A 12,823-nucleotide genomic window follows, 5' to 3' on the forward strand; every position below is an offset into this window, starting at 1 on the left:
CGGCGCGCTGATCAAGCAGTCGGCGGTAGCTCCTGAACTGAGAAGCTTCACTGGACTGGCTAAGGTGTTCAACTCCGAGGAAGCCTTCTCGGAAGCCTATGAAGCGGGCCTGGTTCAGGAAGGCGACGCTGTCGTGATCCGTTATGAAGGACCGAAAGGCGGACCGGGCATGCGCGAGCTGCACCGCTGTACGGAAATCCTTGGCAAGTTCAAGCGCGCCGCGCTGGTAACGGACGGCCGTTTCTCAGGCGCAACGTCTGGCCTGTCGATCGGATATGCGAGCCCTGAAGCCGCTGAAGGCGGAACGATTGCGCTGGTGCAGGACGGCGATATGATTGAGATCGATATCGCCAGCCGCAAGCTGCAGCTGCATGTATCGGACGAAGAACTGGCGAAGCGCGCGGAGCGTCTGGAAGAGTTCAAGATTGAGGCCAGCAAGCTGCTGCGTCTGTACGCACAGCATGCTTCCTCGGCTTCCAAAGGCGGTGTTCGCGTCGTGTCCGAAGGCAAGAGCGAGGCTCCAGCTGTGAAAGAGGGGGCAACCGTATGACAAAAGTAGTTGCCCTGCCGCGTTCTTTCTCCCGTTCGGAGGAAGCGAAGGAAATGCTGCTTCAGGCGGGATTCGAGGTCATCTGGAATATGGAAGGCCGCCCGCTGAAAGAAGCGGAGCTCATCGAAGTGATTAAAGGCGCGGATGCGCTGATTACCGGGATCGACGAAGTTACCGCCAAGGTGCTGGAAGCGGGCGCTCCGACCTTGAAGGTTGTTGCGAAATACGGCGTCGGCTACGATAATATTGATGTGGAAGCCGCGAGCCGTCTGGGCATTCCGGTGACGATTACGCCGGGCGCTCCTACCCGTTCGGTAGCGGAGCTGGCGCTCACCCTGATGCTGAGCGTCGCCCGCCATATTCCGCAAATGAATGCGGGAGTAAGGGACGGAGGCTGGGCCCGTACTACCGGTTCGGAGCTGGGAGACAAAGTGCTGGGCGTTGTCGGTCTCGGTGCTATCGGAGCCGAAGTCGTGAAGCGTGCCGTTGCTTTTGATATGAAGGTCATTGCGTATGACGCGTTTGTCCGTCAAGACATGATCGACAAGTATGGCGTGCAGTACGTTACCCTTCCGGAACTGTACGCGCAGTCCGATTTCATCACTCTGCATGCTCCAGCGATTCCTGAAACGGTTGGCATGATCAACAAGGAATCTCTGGCCCAAATGAAGAAGACAGCAATACTGATCAATACGGCACGGGGCGACCTGGTCGTTGAGCAGGACTTGTACGAGGCTTTGTCCTCGGGACAAATCGCGGGCGCGGGTCTGGATACCTTCATTCAGGAGCCGCCGGCAACGCTGGACATCGTCGGACTGCCTAATGTGGTGACTTCACCGCATGTCGGCTCCAACACGGTAGAGGCCGGTTACCGCATGGCGAAGATGGCTGCGGAAGAAGCCATCCGTGCGGTGAATGGAGAAGCGCCTAAATTCCCGGTCAAGGCCCCGGTTAGCAAGTAATCGAAGCCAATACGTTCGCATTATCATCTCATTTTAAGCAAAGGGGAACTGGAAATGAAAAAGCTGCGCATCATTAATCAAATACATGAGGGAGGCGTTGTCGCGGTGCTCCGCGGGAACTCCCCCGAAGAAGTCGTGGAAATGGCGAAGCAATCGATCGCGGGAGGCATCAAGATTATCGAAGTTACGCTGACCGTGCCGTTTGCTTTGAGAGCGATCGAGAAGCTGGCCGCCGAATACTCTTCGAGCGCGCCTGCCGACTCCGATAAATATGCCGTTATCGGCGCGGGAACCGTGCTCGACCCTGAGACTGCACGCGCCGCTATCCTGAGCGGATCGGAATTTGTGGTTGGACCTTCTCTGAATCCGGATACGGTTAAGCTCTGCAATCGGTACCGTGTGCCAATCATGCCGGGGGTTATGACGGCGAAGGAAATTCAGGAAGCGCTCGACCTGGGTGTTGATGTTGTGAAGCTGTTCCCTGGAAATCTGTATTCCCCGTCCATGATCAAGGCATTCAAAGGTCCTCTGCCGCAGGCGAATGTGATGCCGACTGGCGGCGTCAATCTGGAAAACCTTAAAGATTGGATCAAAGCCGGAGCATTTGCTGTCGGCATCGGCTCCGACCTGACCACAGATGCCCTGCGCGAGAAGGATTACAGTCTCGTTGCCAAGAAATCGGCTCAGTACATCGAGGCGTTCAAAGCAGCGATTAAATAAGGCTGCTGTTAATGAATAAGGTTGGCCCATCGCCCCGTGTGAGCGGACGGCGGGCCAACCTTTTTCCATTCTCAGAACGTTTTTCCGGTACCAGGAAGCTCCTCCCGGTATTTGAACGTTCTATTTTCCAGCGCCGCCAATGAATAATTGATCCCAAGTCCGAGCAGAGCCAGCACAACCACGATGGCGAACGTTTCCGGAGGTTTGACATTGGCCTGAAAGAAGTAGAGCGCATAGCCTAGTCCTGTATTGGCCCCGAGCATTTCGGCGGCGATCAGCACCAGAACCGAAGTGGTGGCACTTAGCCGGATCCCTGTAAAAATAGAGGGCAGCGCTCCCGGTAAAATGACCTTTGTAAACAATGACAATTTGGAAATTCCCATCGACCTTGCCGCTTTAATCAGACTAAGGTCAGCCGATTTCACACCCGCTATCGTGTTAAGCAGGACCGCCCATAGAACCATAAGGGAACGCCGCCGATTGCTGAAGAACGAATTTGCCTATAGAGATGGGGAGATTTCCGTAAGGGCAATCTGCACCGTTATTATGTATAATAGGGCTGTTAAAATCATTGGATAGACGAGGAGCGCTTAGTACCGTTATGTATGCATTGGATGCCATCTCCTGGCTCACCGAGGAGAATCTGCGGGATATGCTGGAGCGTTACCGGTCGCTCGGCCCTTTTCCGGGGATTGCGCTGACCTTTATGAAATCATTTGTTCCGCCGCTGCCAACTCTGCTTATCGTTGGCCTGAATGCGGCGGTGTACGGGCTGTGGCTCGGTTTTTTGTACTCCTGGGTTGGCCTTGTGGCCGGCTGCCTGGCAACTTTCCTGATTATTCGCAAAATCGCCTCCCAGCGCTTCTTGCGCAAATGGGCGCAGCGGCCGAAGGCGGCTAGAGCCATGGAGTGGGTGCGGCGCAGCGGTTTCAGCTATGTGTTCCTGCTGAGCTTGTTCCCGGTTGGGCCGTTTGTTATTATCAATCTGGCCGCCGGGCTTGCCGGTATGCGGCTGCGCTCCTATCTGCTGGCTCTGGCTGCAGGCAAGGCGGTGATGGTATTCGCGGTATCGTATATCGGCAATGATGCCGGACGGTTTATCCGAAATCCCGTTGAAATGATCTATGTGGTGCTGTTCGTTCTGCTGTCGCTATGGGGAGTCCGATCAATCGAGGCTTATTTCTCAAGGCTCACACGCAGCGGAGGAGCTCATAGTTCAAACCCCCTTAGAAAAGAGGAATGTGACACATGAAATACCGTAAGCTTGGAAGTACGGGTCTTAACGTATCGGTTATCGGAGTGGGAACTTGGCAGTTCGGAGGCGAATGGGGAAAGGATTTCGCTCAGGATGAAGTCGATGCCATGCTGGACAAGGCCGGCGAGCTCGGCATCAATCTGATCGATACGGCTGAATGTTACGGAGACCATCTCTCTGAACAGTTTATCGGCAGTTACCTGAGCCGCCGCAAACGCGAGGAGTGGATTGTCGCGACCAAGTTCGGCCATCATTTCAGCGGCCATCTCAAACGGGAACAGCTGTGGAGCGCGGACGATGTGCTGAAGCAGCTGGACGACTCGCTGCGTGCGCTTCAGACGGAGTATATCGACCTGTACCAGTTCCATTCCGGTACCGACGCCGAGTTCGACAACGATAAGCTGTGGAATATGCTGGACGCTCAGAAGCGGGCCGGGAAAATCCGGCACTTGGGTGTTTCCATCAGCACCGCGAATGACGGCGTTCATCAGACGTCCTCCGCTCCGGAGATCGGCGCCGAGGCGATTCAGGTGGTGTACAACCGGCTGGAGCGTCAGCCGGAAGAGAAGCTCTTCCCGCTGTGCAAGGAGCATAACCTTGGGGTGCTGGCCCGGGTACCGCTGGCGAGCGGATACCTTAGCGGCAAATACAAGGCGGATGCGGTGTTCCAGGCGGGCGATGTGCGGGCGAACCATGATGCGAAGAAGCGGGAGAAGCAGCTGCGCATCGTTGCCGAAATCGCCGCGAGCGAAGTACCGGCTGGCCTGAACATGGCGCAGTGGGCGCTGGGCTGGTGCCTGCAGCATCCCGCAGTGACGAGCGTGATCCCAGGCTGCAAGAACGTGGAGCAGGTGGTCTCGAACGCTCAGGCCGCTGATTTGGATATGGTGGGCGAATAAGAACGTGGTGGTGGTCATAGCCCCGTCAAATAGACAGTAAAAAAACAAGTTTTTAGGCGGCGACTTACTCACGGTACTATACCGGGGATAGGTCGCCGTGTTTGTTTTGGAAACGGATTTGGTTATAATACGACATGTACTCCACTATCATTTGTTGAGGTATTATCTAGATTTTCTCTGCTTTTCCAAATTCAACTTTTGGTCTCGTCTTTACTATAGTAAACTATCAATAATTTATATTTTGTGATTTAGATAACATAAAGTTAAACTTATTCATAAATAATGTTAATTTTATGTCATTCATCGCTTCAATTGCTCTGATATAATTTCTGCTAGGTAGATGAAAGGGGTATATAGTGTTGAAAAATGAGTTAGCAAGCGAGTAAACATGCGAAAACATAACTTTATAGTAGGAGTGTGAGATATGAAAAAAACAATATTGGCTTGTATGATGATAATGTTGATGTTAGCATCGGCTTGTGGAAATGTTGAAATGACATCAAATCCAAATATTTCTAGTGAGCCTAAACCTGCAACGGATGAGTCTATTATTCCAAAAAACACATCCGAATCTTGTCTTGTAAATCGTATAAATTTGGATAGTGAAACTGAAAAATATTTCTATGGTACTTGGAAAGTTGAGAAGCTTTTAGGATTTGCAAATTCATATAATGATGCTTCTGAATATCCAACAGGGCAAAAATTTATTGGAGATGAAATTATAATCAAAAAAGACTTTTTTTCATCAAAAGGACTTAAAAACTATAAGAAATATCAATATGAATTAAAAAATCCATTATATGAGATTACAGCGACATGCTATAACTCTGACTCCTTTTATAGATTATATAAAATAGATATCCCAGACTTAAATATAAATGATGTAGTAAAAGCAATAGATATAAGTGACCCTTCTACAAAAAGTAGCATACCTGTAAGTGTAAGTTTTTTTGTTGTTAATAACGATAGGCTTATCTTGTTATCAGAGGCAACTATTTTTGAGCTCAAAAAAATTACTGATTAAATGAATTAAGGTTATATTTTTTAAACAAGAAAGGTCAGCCTCTTCAGGCTGACCTTTCTTGTTTATGTCGTAAAACGATTAAACTATAGTGTATATACTGGATATTTGTGAGTATACACACGGCCTTTACAAAATAAAGTTGCTTCTTCATTTCTTCTTTTTTGTAAATTTCTATCATAAGAAAATGCCTTGCTGACTAGTTTTGAACAATTATCAATTTGACTTTGCGTAAGTGGACCAACAAAAGTTGGATATATATGCGCATTGGCAAGCATAGCTTTTACATCACTGGTACTTAGAACCCCAGGACCTGCATTAAAAGTGAGCGAAACAAGTGCATCAAACTGAGATTGTGAAAATTTCTGACCTGTAGGAAGTACCAATTTATTTACTGCCGCTACAGCACTTGCAGTATCATTAGCAAAAAAAGTATTTGCTTTAGACTGAGAAATTGGTGAAGTATAACCTAGATTTAAAGATTTTGATAGAGCATCAGCTTGTGCTTGGGATAGAAGAGAATCATTTGGATTACCTGTTGAATTCTTAGTATATACTTTAGTCTTTGTTATCAAATGTCCCCATCCAACTGTTGGATACCCATAAGGATCTCCATAAAATTTCAAGGAAAATCCCTCATGTTTTTTGATAAGGTTTGCTCCATCCGTGCCTAAAGAAAAATTTGCCATAATAATCACTCCTGAAATTAATATTAGTAGAAGAACAATAGGGAGGAATCATAGACAGAGCACCATTCCCAAGTTTTCTGCAATGCCGTATTGCCTTCACATACATATAAAGAGAAATGAGTCTCTTTTTTTACAACCACTCTCCAAATTTTATTTCAATTCACTAATATCAAAAGTTTGTATAACCTCAATCATTTTGACATAGAGTTCCTGTTTTAAATCATCTCGATGATCGGCAGGTACTTGTCGCAAGGAGGCTTTGATCTTTGGTGTGAAAGATTCTAGGATATGTAATGTTGCCTCCTGATCGTGGTGTTGCTGTGCTTGTACTAAAAGTTCGGCCAACATAAAATCACCGCTTTACGTTTTTTGTATTTCATTCTTCAAGCCATTAATGGCATCGCTTAGATCAGATATTTTTTTTTCAAAACGAATAAGTAGATACAAAGTAATTGCAATCGGGAAGCCTAAATTAGCAATAAAAGTAGCAATGTCATCCTCCGTCATAATTCATCCCCCTTCCGTTATTAAGCTGCGCAATTTAGTTAGAGCTTTTAATCGGTGTTTCGAGACATTTTGTTGGGATACTCCCAATATTTTGGCTATTTCCTTGTCATTTAGTGCTTGTACGTAAGCAAAAGATAAAATCTGTTGTTGCTGCACCGAGAGTGATTCATAAGCTTGATAAAGTGAATGATCTGTAATGTGATCTTTTAAATTTGGTGGCACAGATTCTGAATCATAAACAGTAAGTAAGCCAGAGTCTAGGTTTTCATCGTTGTCTAAAGTCAGCGGGAATCGGCTGTCCTTCATTCGTCTCTTTTTGTCATAATTGATAGAGTTATAGTGAATAAGATTGGCCATATACTTGATAAAACGACGATTAACCTCATCATCCGTATTCAATATAAGCCCCCTCCTTCTTTATGAAGAGATTGCTCCTACTTAATAAAGAGAAATGAAGCAGTGTTTTTACAACCAATTCCCAAAAAAATAAGAACAAATGTTCTTATATTTTATCATTAATACAGAGTCGTATCTAGGTAGATCAGGAAAGACACGGAGGCATCATGTCCGCTCTGCGTTGTTGCGTTCCCATCAAGCAGCCATGCATAAAGGGCAGCACCATAAAAAAAGAACCGGCATACGATACACCAGTTCTTGGAAATAGAAGACACCAAAAAGGGTAAACCTCCTAATCTTGGGACGGTTACCTTTTTATTAACTACAACTGATTTCATTAACATAATAGGAAGTTTAATCCATCTGCATTTTAATCGCTTATTTGAAGTTGACCGTAGCTTCGAAGATAAATTATGTGCTTATGCCTATCAAACGCTATATGGTCAGAGGATGTTAAGAAAAAGGGTTCAATTACAGGAAATATAGAATAAAAAGAGTAGGCAAGGGCTTATACGATATTGAACTGGCGGGCTTGCGTAACAGCGCATGGCCCGTTTTTTTGTCATGCCGCTTGGAAGGAGGGGGGCGGTCATAGGGGCTGCTTCTGTAACTGTAAGGGAGCGTGTAAATCCATTATGCGCCTTCGATATTGATGGAGTTTTGATTTTTGTTTGTTAAACTCCGTCTATAGAAGATGAGGAGGGCAATGAAGATGAATAATGGGTACATCCTAGAAACGAAACAGCTAACGAAAAAGTATAAAAAATCTACTGTTTTAAACAGTGTTTCTATCCATGTAAGAAAAAACACTGTCTATGGGCTATTGGGGCCAAACGGAGCCGGAAAGTCCACGACGCTAAAAATTATAGCGGGCTTACTCAAACAAACTTCCGGAGAAGTAATCTTTAATGGGAATAAATGGACTCGAAATGATCTGATTCATATTGGTTCTTTGATTGAAAATGCCCCTCTTTACGGGAATTTAAGCGCCGAAGAAAATCTGGAAGTCATAAGGACTATTCTCGGGTTGTCCAAGGAGCGTATTCAGGAGGTTCTGCAAATTGTGGGATTAACCAACACGGGCAATAAGAAAGTAATGAATTTTTCAATGGGGATGAAGCAACGTTTAGGAATCGCACTTGCTTTGTTAAATCGTCCAAACCTGTTGATTTTGGATGAACCGACCAATGGATTGGACCCTATTGGTATTCAGGAATTAAGGGAAATGATTGCGTCTTTTCCAAAGCAAGGGGTGACGGTCCTCTTATCCAGTCATTTATTATCGGAAGTTGAACATTTGGCTGATGATATCGGGATCATCAGTAATGGAGTTCTCGGCTACGAAGGGAAATATCGGTCCGAGGATAATCTGGAGGCTCTATTTACGGAAATTATACGGACACAGGCAGTCTCATCCTGAGTCGAGGAGTTCGGGGAGGAATCTATATGTATGTATATGTAAAGTCAGAAATTCTGAAGACAAAACGAACAAGTATAAGAAAGATGCTTTGGTTGATTCCATTGCTATGCTCCCTTCTTGCACTCGGTTTTAGTTTTCTTGGCGGTCCCGAGATCATCCGCCTCAGTACAGAAACCATCATTAATCAGTGGGGGATACTATGGCTCTCCGTACTTATTGCCCTTACAGCGGGCCTTCTCAACAATCTGGAATTCAAATCAACGCGCTTCAAGACCGTCATTGGCTTACCGATCAATCTCCAGAAGAAAGAAATTAGCAGAATTTTGTTGGTAACCGAATTTGTGGCTCTGGGGTCACTGATATTAATTGCCTTTATTATTCTAACAAGCCTTCTGCTTCAGACAAGTCCGTATTTAGTTTCGCTCTCTTCCTGTATATTGGCTGTTATCCTGGTGTTTGTAGCAGCCTTATGGCAGATCCCATTTTGTTTATGGCTCTCAAGAAAAACTAATCTTCTAATCACTTTATTATTAAATAGCATGCTTAATTTAAATATGGGTTCGTTTTTTGCACCAACCAAAGATTGGTGGCTTATTCCTTATAGTTGGCATCTCAGAGTGCAGATACCACTAACGAAACTGCACAGTAATGGAATTCCATTGCCTCCAAACGACGAACTGCTGAGCTATTCCGTTATTCCGATTGCGATAATTCTAAGCCTTCTGCTTTTCTTGATTTTTAGCTTTATATCTGTGAAATCCTTCAGCAAGCTAGAGGTGAAATAATGCTGCAATTTTATAGATGTTTGCTGAGTGAATTCAAAAAAAGAAAGCGGGGGCCGTTTTTATTCTTACACTTAGGGATTCCATTCCTTTTACCCGTTGTCTTAATCATGTACTTTTTATCTAGGAATACCCCGGTAAGTGCGGAAGCGGGCTACGTCGTATTTTTCGAATTAGTCGGTGTCGGCACACCGGCCATCATTTCGGTCATATGTGGAATAGTAGCCGATGCTGAAAATGAAGCAGGTCATTTTCAGAATATGCTTGGAGCGGTTCGAAGTAAATCGGTTGCATTCATCAGCCAAACGACGATGATGGTCCTTTCCTATTATGCCGCCTTGTTCTTATCGATATCCATTTACACTTTGGCCTTGAGGTATCTCATGGGAATGCACGGAATTAATTTTACACAATATCAATTAACAGCTATAATATTTACATTGGCTTCCATATTTCAGTATTTCTTCTATCTAATCATTGGCTACAAGTATGGTATGGGGATTTGCGGGATTTTTGGTTTCGGGGGAGTAATTATTGCAGCTCTTTGTCTGACCACGTTAGGAGATAAAGTGTGGGAGTTTCTGCCGTGGTCCTGGGCCAATCGGTTAAGCGGATATTTTGAGGGGGATTTAAAGATTAGAGGAGGAGATTTCTTGTGGGCGTCCGGAGGATATGGTGTCCTCTTCTTAACGATAGGCATTGTTATTCTTAGTATTATTTGGATTAATAGGTGGTCGGGAAGAAGGTCAAGCGATTAAACGGATGAGAGGCGGGCTTGAATATGGCCAAAATCTTGGCAATTGATGATGATGCGGCAATACTCAGATTGGCAAGAAAAATGTTGGAATTGAAAAAGCATGAGGTTACAACGGTGCAAAGTGTAAAAGATATAACTATAGAAGAGATGAGTAAATATAATCTCATTTTACTGGACGTTATGATGCCCGATGAGGACGGCTTTAAAGTTTGCGAGAAAATTAGACCTCTGATTGATATTCCCATTATTTTTATGACCGCTAAAAGCGATGAAACCTCCATTATCCAAGGCTTATCCATCGGTGGGGACGATTATATCGTAAAGCCGTTCAGTATCCATCAAGTGAATGCACGGATCGAGGCTCATTTAAGAAGGGAAGCCAGGCCGAAAAAAGAAGCTAAAAGTGTGTTGATTAATGGAGATATTCTTATCGACTTGGAAGCGAAGAAAATAATTATTCAAGGGGAGGAAGTGAAACTTACAAAAACTCAATATCGAATTTGTGAACTGCTAGCCTTACACAAGGGTAAGACCTTTTCTAAAGAGGATATTTACGAATCTATCTACCCGATGGAAAGCGATTCTCAAATATCAACGGTTGTCGAGCATATCCGGGTAATAAGAAAAAAAATCGCCCGCTTTGATTTGTCCCCAATCAATACGGTCTGGGGTGTAGGGTATATATGGGAGTAAGGAACACATTAGCGGTTTATTTTGTGAAATGGATTATTCAATTGGGCCTTGTCGGTTTACTCGTCTTGATATTCAACGTTGAATTTACGGTATGGGGGATTAATCACCAGTTGTTTATTCCGGCCAATGAGCCTATAAATAAAGCAAAAGAAATTCAAGGTGAGATTGTAAAAGCGGATTACATCAATCCCCGCATGATTCCCTCTGAACTGGATTACGCTATTTTCAATAAAAGAACAAAGAAAATGGTGACGAGTAATCTGAGCTTTAGGAATCAAGAAAAAGCAAAATCGGCCCTTCAAAGTTCTGAAAAGGATCGGGTAAATTCTTTCATAAGATATGACAGTCAATATGAAACGATCATGATTTACTACAATTTGAAGGTGCAATTTATGGATCCGATATTAAGAAAGACATTGCCGAATCCTGGTATTTGGCTGTCGGTGCTTTCAATATTGCTTTATTGCATGTATTTGATATGGAATATTCGAAATTTTTCTCGGGTGATTATTCAGGAAAATGAAAAGCTGATCAAAGTAGCTAGAAAAATAAAAGAAAGAGATCTGAATATTGCGTTTCCGGAAGTCCGATTCAATGAATATCAAGATGTTATGAACGCAATGGAGAGCTTATCCGAAGCGCTGATTAAATCCATTCACAAAGAAATAGAGATAACCAACTTAAAGTCGGAACAAATTAGTTATTTGGTGCATGATATCAAAATTCCGCTGACCGTGATCAAGGGGAATATAGAGCTGTTAGAGATGACTCGGGATGAAGATGCTTGGGAAAGCTTCAGCGATATTATGAATTCAATTCATCAAATTGAAAGATACATTCAGGAAGTTATTGATATCAATCTGAATAACAAGCCTATTCATACGAATAAAGAAGAAGTATCGGTCCGTAATTTTCTGTGCAAATTGGAGACTGAGGTTAGCAGCTTAGGTAGTAGTATAATGGTCAATGATTTTACAGAAGAAGAGATCTTCTTTCTGGTTGATGAGGAACTGCTTGTTCGAGCCATTAATAATATTGTTTTAAACGGAGTTGAAAGGACACCGCTACACGAAAAAGTGAAAATTACTGTCAGGCAAGGGAATGATTGTGTTCTGTTTATAATTTCGGACCGGGGACCCGGTTTCTCCGAAGAGGCCCTTAGAAAAGGGACAGAACTGTTTTACACTGAAAATTATGGGCGAACCCATAATAACCATTATGGCTTGGGTTTGACGTTTACTGAAAAGGTAATCAAACAACATAATGGAAGGATGACGCTTAGAAACGATTCGAAACATTTTGGAGAGGTTCTTATGGAATTGCCCGTAATAAAAGAGAGTGCAGAACGGTGCGGGTGACTCTTCTGCATAAAAAGAGCTTAACCCCTAGAAGATAAGACAACTTTCACTGCACAGCTGCAGAATGAATGTTGTCTTTTTGTTGCGTCTTGTAGCGGGGTTGGCTGGCCCCTGAATATGACCATACTTACGAGACCGCCGTCCGCTACGTCCTACTGTTTACAGCGCGAACAACCGCTCCATATCCATATCCGGTCCGTCTTCGCCCTCTGAGCTGTGCCGCCAGCAGTTGGTCGCGGGATTGTAGCGGTAGTCGGCCCGCCAGGCTTCCCTGTGCCTTACAATCGCCTCCAGGGCCGACACGATCAAGGCGACATCGCCGGAGGTCATAACGGGATGCAGCGACAGGCGGACCCATCCCGGCCGCAGGGATTGATCGCCGCTGTGGATGGTCTTGCTCATCAGGGAGGAGGCTTCCCTGCCGATCGAGAGCAGGTAATGCCCGTAAGGCCCCGCGCAGGAGCAGCCGCCTCGGGCCTGAATGCCGAAGCGGTCGTTCAGCAGCCTGACGACGAGGTTGTAATGCAGATCCCGAACCGTAAAGGACACGATGCCGAGACGGTGGCGGAAGCCGCCTTCCAGCACCGTGACATCCGGTATCGCCTGAAGTCCGTCCAGCAGCTGAAGGCACAGTGTTCGCTCATGCTGCAATATGTGCTTCGTCGTCATCCGCTCCTTCAGCCGAAGGCACAGCGCGGTCCGGATCGCCTGTAGAAATCCGGGCGTTCCGCCGTCCTCCCGGGCCTCAATTCCTTGAGAGTAGCTGGGGCCGTCCCACGGGCTTACCCAGGAAACCGTGCCGCCGCCCGGCTCC

The 12,823-nt window shown here is 45.4% G+C and carries 19 protein-coding genes and 1 pseudogene; 12 read left to right on the forward strand and 8 right to left on the reverse strand.

Annotation, left to right across the window (positions count from 1 at the left end):
• From L691_RS29755 to L691_RS0121655, 3 genes and pseudogenes are all read left to right on the forward strand, one after another.
• Positions 1-550, forward strand: a pseudogene (locus L691_RS29755) (dihydroxy-acid dehydratase); the annotation flags it as partial.
• Positions 547-1,512, forward strand: coding sequence for a phosphoglycerate dehydrogenase (locus L691_RS0121650; RefSeq protein WP_025692409.1), 966 nt, complete (start codon positions 547-549; stop codon positions 1,510-1,512). The pseudogene L691_RS29755 and the gene L691_RS0121650, both read left to right, overlap by 4 nt.
• Before the next feature lie 54 nt (positions 1,513-1,566).
• Complete coding sequence (locus tag L691_RS0121655) at positions 1,567-2,232, forward strand: bifunctional 2-keto-4-hydroxyglutarate aldolase/2-keto-3-deoxy-6-phosphogluconate aldolase (RefSeq protein ID WP_025692410.1); 666 nt, start codon at positions 1,567-1,569, stop codon at positions 2,230-2,232.
• A 71-nt stretch (positions 2,233-2,303) separates the two neighbouring features.
• On the opposite strand, the gene L691_RS29760 is transcribed toward L691_RS0121655, so the two are convergent.
• Positions 2,304-2,696 carry an ABC transporter permease gene (locus L691_RS29760; RefSeq protein WP_051459432.1) on the reverse strand — a complete coding sequence of 131 codons (393 nt, stop codon included), beginning with the start codon at positions 2,694-2,696 and terminating at the stop codon, positions 2,304-2,306.
• 137 nt (positions 2,697-2,833) lie between these two features.
• On the opposite strand from L691_RS29760, the gene L691_RS0121665 reads away from it, so the two are divergent.
• Both L691_RS0121665 and L691_RS0121670 read left to right on the forward strand, forming a co-directional pair.
• Entirely contained in the window at positions 2,834-3,484 is a 651-nt protein-coding gene (locus L691_RS0121665; protein ID WP_025692411.1) for a TVP38/TMEM64 family protein, read from the forward strand.
• Positions 3,481-4,386, forward strand: a complete 906-nt coding sequence (locus L691_RS0121670; protein ID WP_025692412.1) for an aldo/keto reductase — start codon at positions 3,481-3,483, stop codon at positions 4,384-4,386. The genes L691_RS0121665 and L691_RS0121670 overlap by 4 nt, the downstream gene beginning before the upstream one ends.
• Positions 4,387-4,462: 76 nt before the next feature.
• On the opposite strand, the gene L691_RS34400 is transcribed toward L691_RS0121670, so the two are convergent.
• Positions 4,463-4,537: a hypothetical protein gene (locus L691_RS34400; protein ID WP_408634788.1), complete on the reverse strand. Its 75-nt coding sequence runs from the start codon at positions 4,535-4,537 to the stop codon at positions 4,463-4,465.
• 273 nt (positions 4,538-4,810) lie between these two features.
• On the opposite strand from L691_RS34400, the gene L691_RS0121675 reads away from it, so the two are divergent.
• The gene (locus tag L691_RS0121675; RefSeq protein ID WP_025692413.1) at positions 4,811-5,410 is read left to right on the forward strand and encodes a hypothetical protein; all 600 of its coding nucleotides are present in this window, start codon (positions 4,811-4,813) and stop codon (positions 5,408-5,410) included.
• Between the two features lie 83 nt (positions 5,411-5,493).
• On the opposite strand, the gene L691_RS0121680 is transcribed toward L691_RS0121675, so the two are convergent.
• The 5 genes from L691_RS0121680 to L691_RS32235 all read right to left on the reverse strand — a co-directional run bounded on the left by L691_RS0121680 (position 5,494) and on the right by L691_RS32235 (position 7,277).
• Entirely contained in the window at positions 5,494-6,096 is a 603-nt protein-coding gene (locus L691_RS0121680; protein WP_025692414.1) for a lysozyme, read from the reverse strand.
• 150 nt (positions 6,097-6,246) lie between these two features.
• Positions 6,247-6,444, reverse strand: a complete 198-nt coding sequence (locus tag L691_RS0121685; protein WP_025692415.1) for a helix-turn-helix domain-containing protein — start codon at positions 6,442-6,444, stop codon at positions 6,247-6,249.
• A gap of 12 nt (positions 6,445-6,456) precedes the next feature.
• Positions 6,457-6,603, reverse strand: coding sequence for a YvrJ family protein (locus tag L691_RS31520; protein ID WP_084654367.1), 147 nt, complete (start codon positions 6,601-6,603; stop codon positions 6,457-6,459).
• A gap of 3 nt (positions 6,604-6,606) precedes the next feature.
• On the reverse strand, positions 6,607-7,002 hold the full coding sequence (locus L691_RS0121695; protein ID WP_025692416.1) for a sigma-70 family RNA polymerase sigma factor: 396 nt from the start codon (positions 7,000-7,002) through the stop codon (positions 6,607-6,609).
• A 116-nt stretch (positions 7,003-7,118) separates the two neighbouring features.
• Positions 7,119-7,277, reverse strand: a complete 159-nt coding sequence (locus tag L691_RS32235; RefSeq protein WP_156934316.1) for a hypothetical protein — start codon at positions 7,275-7,277, stop codon at positions 7,119-7,121.
• Here L691_RS32235 and L691_RS34405 point away from each other — a divergent pair.
• From L691_RS34405 to L691_RS0121725, 6 genes are all read left to right on the forward strand, one after another.
• On the forward strand, positions 7,258-7,485 hold the full coding sequence (locus L691_RS34405) for a lantibiotic dehydratase C-terminal domain-containing protein (RefSeq protein ID WP_408634787.1): 228 nt from the start codon (positions 7,258-7,260) through the stop codon (positions 7,483-7,485). The two genes, L691_RS32235 and L691_RS34405, sit on opposite strands and share 20 nt — an antisense overlap.
• A 226-nt stretch (positions 7,486-7,711) precedes the next feature.
• Positions 7,712-8,419, forward strand: coding sequence for a lantibiotic protection ABC transporter ATP-binding protein (locus tag L691_RS0121705; RefSeq protein ID WP_025692417.1), 708 nt, complete (start codon positions 7,712-7,714; stop codon positions 8,417-8,419).
• Positions 8,420-8,445: 26 nt separating this feature from the next.
• Positions 8,446-9,204 (forward strand): lantibiotic immunity ABC transporter MutE/EpiE family permease subunit, encoded by a 759-nt coding sequence (locus tag L691_RS0121710; protein ID WP_025692418.1) that lies wholly within the window; start codon positions 8,446-8,448, stop codon positions 9,202-9,204.
• A complete protein-coding gene (locus L691_RS0121715) occupies positions 9,204-9,959 on the forward strand; it encodes a lantibiotic immunity ABC transporter MutG family permease subunit (RefSeq protein ID WP_025692419.1) in 756 nt (251 codons plus the stop codon). Before L691_RS0121710 ends, L691_RS0121715 begins: the two co-directional genes overlap by 1 nt.
• Before the next feature lie 23 nt (positions 9,960-9,982).
• A complete protein-coding gene (locus L691_RS0121720; RefSeq protein ID WP_025692420.1) occupies positions 9,983-10,651 on the forward strand; it encodes a response regulator transcription factor in 669 nt (222 codons plus the stop codon).
• A 23-nt stretch (positions 10,652-10,674) separates the two neighbouring features.
• Entirely contained in the window at positions 10,675-12,009 is a 1,335-nt protein-coding gene (locus tag L691_RS0121725) for a sensor histidine kinase (RefSeq protein WP_198023087.1), read from the forward strand.
• A gap of 159 nt (positions 12,010-12,168) precedes the next feature.
• On the opposite strand, the gene L691_RS0121730 is transcribed toward L691_RS0121725, so the two are convergent.
• A partial coding sequence (locus L691_RS0121730) for an aminotransferase class V-fold PLP-dependent enzyme (protein ID WP_025692422.1) occupies positions 12,169-12,823 on the reverse strand: 655 nt, incomplete at its 5' end.

The sequence above is a fragment of the Paenibacillus zanthoxyli JH29 genome, assembly GCF_000520715.1.
Classification (GTDB): domain Bacteria; phylum Bacillota; class Bacilli; order Paenibacillales; family Paenibacillaceae; genus Paenibacillus_AQ; species Paenibacillus_AQ zanthoxyli.

Excerpts from the sequence above, each read along its gene's own strand:
- L691_RS0121705 (WP_025692417.1), top strand. The coding sequence starts at position 7,712 with ATGAATAATGGGTACATCCTAGAAACGAAACAGCTAACGAAAAAGTAT.
- L691_RS0121715 (WP_025692419.1), top strand. The coding sequence starts at position 9,204 with ATGCTGCAATTTTATAGATGTTTGCTGAGTGAATTCAAAAAAAGAAAG.
- L691_RS29760 (WP_051459432.1), bottom strand. The coding sequence starts at position 2,696 with ATGGTTCTATGGGCGGTCCTGCTTAACACGATAGCGGGTGTGAAATCG.
- L691_RS0121685 (WP_025692415.1), bottom strand. The coding sequence starts at position 6,444 with ATGTTGGCCGAACTTTTAGTACAAGCACAGCAACACCACGATCAGGAG.
- L691_RS0121675 (WP_025692413.1), top strand. The coding sequence starts at position 4,811 with ATGAAAAAAACAATATTGGCTTGTATGATGATAATGTTGATGTTAGCA.
- L691_RS31520 (WP_084654367.1), bottom strand. The coding sequence starts at position 6,603 with ATGACGGAGGATGACATTGCTACTTTTATTGCTAATTTAGGCTTCCCG.
- L691_RS0121710 (WP_025692418.1), top strand. The coding sequence starts at position 8,446 with ATGTATGTATATGTAAAGTCAGAAATTCTGAAGACAAAACGAACAAGT.
- L691_RS0121720 (WP_025692420.1), top strand. The coding sequence starts at position 9,983 with ATGGCCAAAATCTTGGCAATTGATGATGATGCGGCAATACTCAGATTG.
- L691_RS0121665 (WP_025692411.1), top strand. The coding sequence starts at position 2,834 with ATGTATGCATTGGATGCCATCTCCTGGCTCACCGAGGAGAATCTGCGG.
- L691_RS0121670 (WP_025692412.1), top strand. The coding sequence starts at position 3,481 with ATGAAATACCGTAAGCTTGGAAGTACGGGTCTTAACGTATCGGTTATC.
- L691_RS0121655 (WP_025692410.1), top strand. The coding sequence starts at position 1,567 with ATGAAAAAGCTGCGCATCATTAATCAAATACATGAGGGAGGCGTTGTC.
- L691_RS0121650 (WP_025692409.1), top strand. The coding sequence starts at position 547 with ATGACAAAAGTAGTTGCCCTGCCGCGTTCTTTCTCCCGTTCGGAGGAA.
- L691_RS0121680 (WP_025692414.1), bottom strand. The coding sequence starts at position 6,096 with ATGGCAAATTTTTCTTTAGGCACGGATGGAGCAAACCTTATCAAAAAA.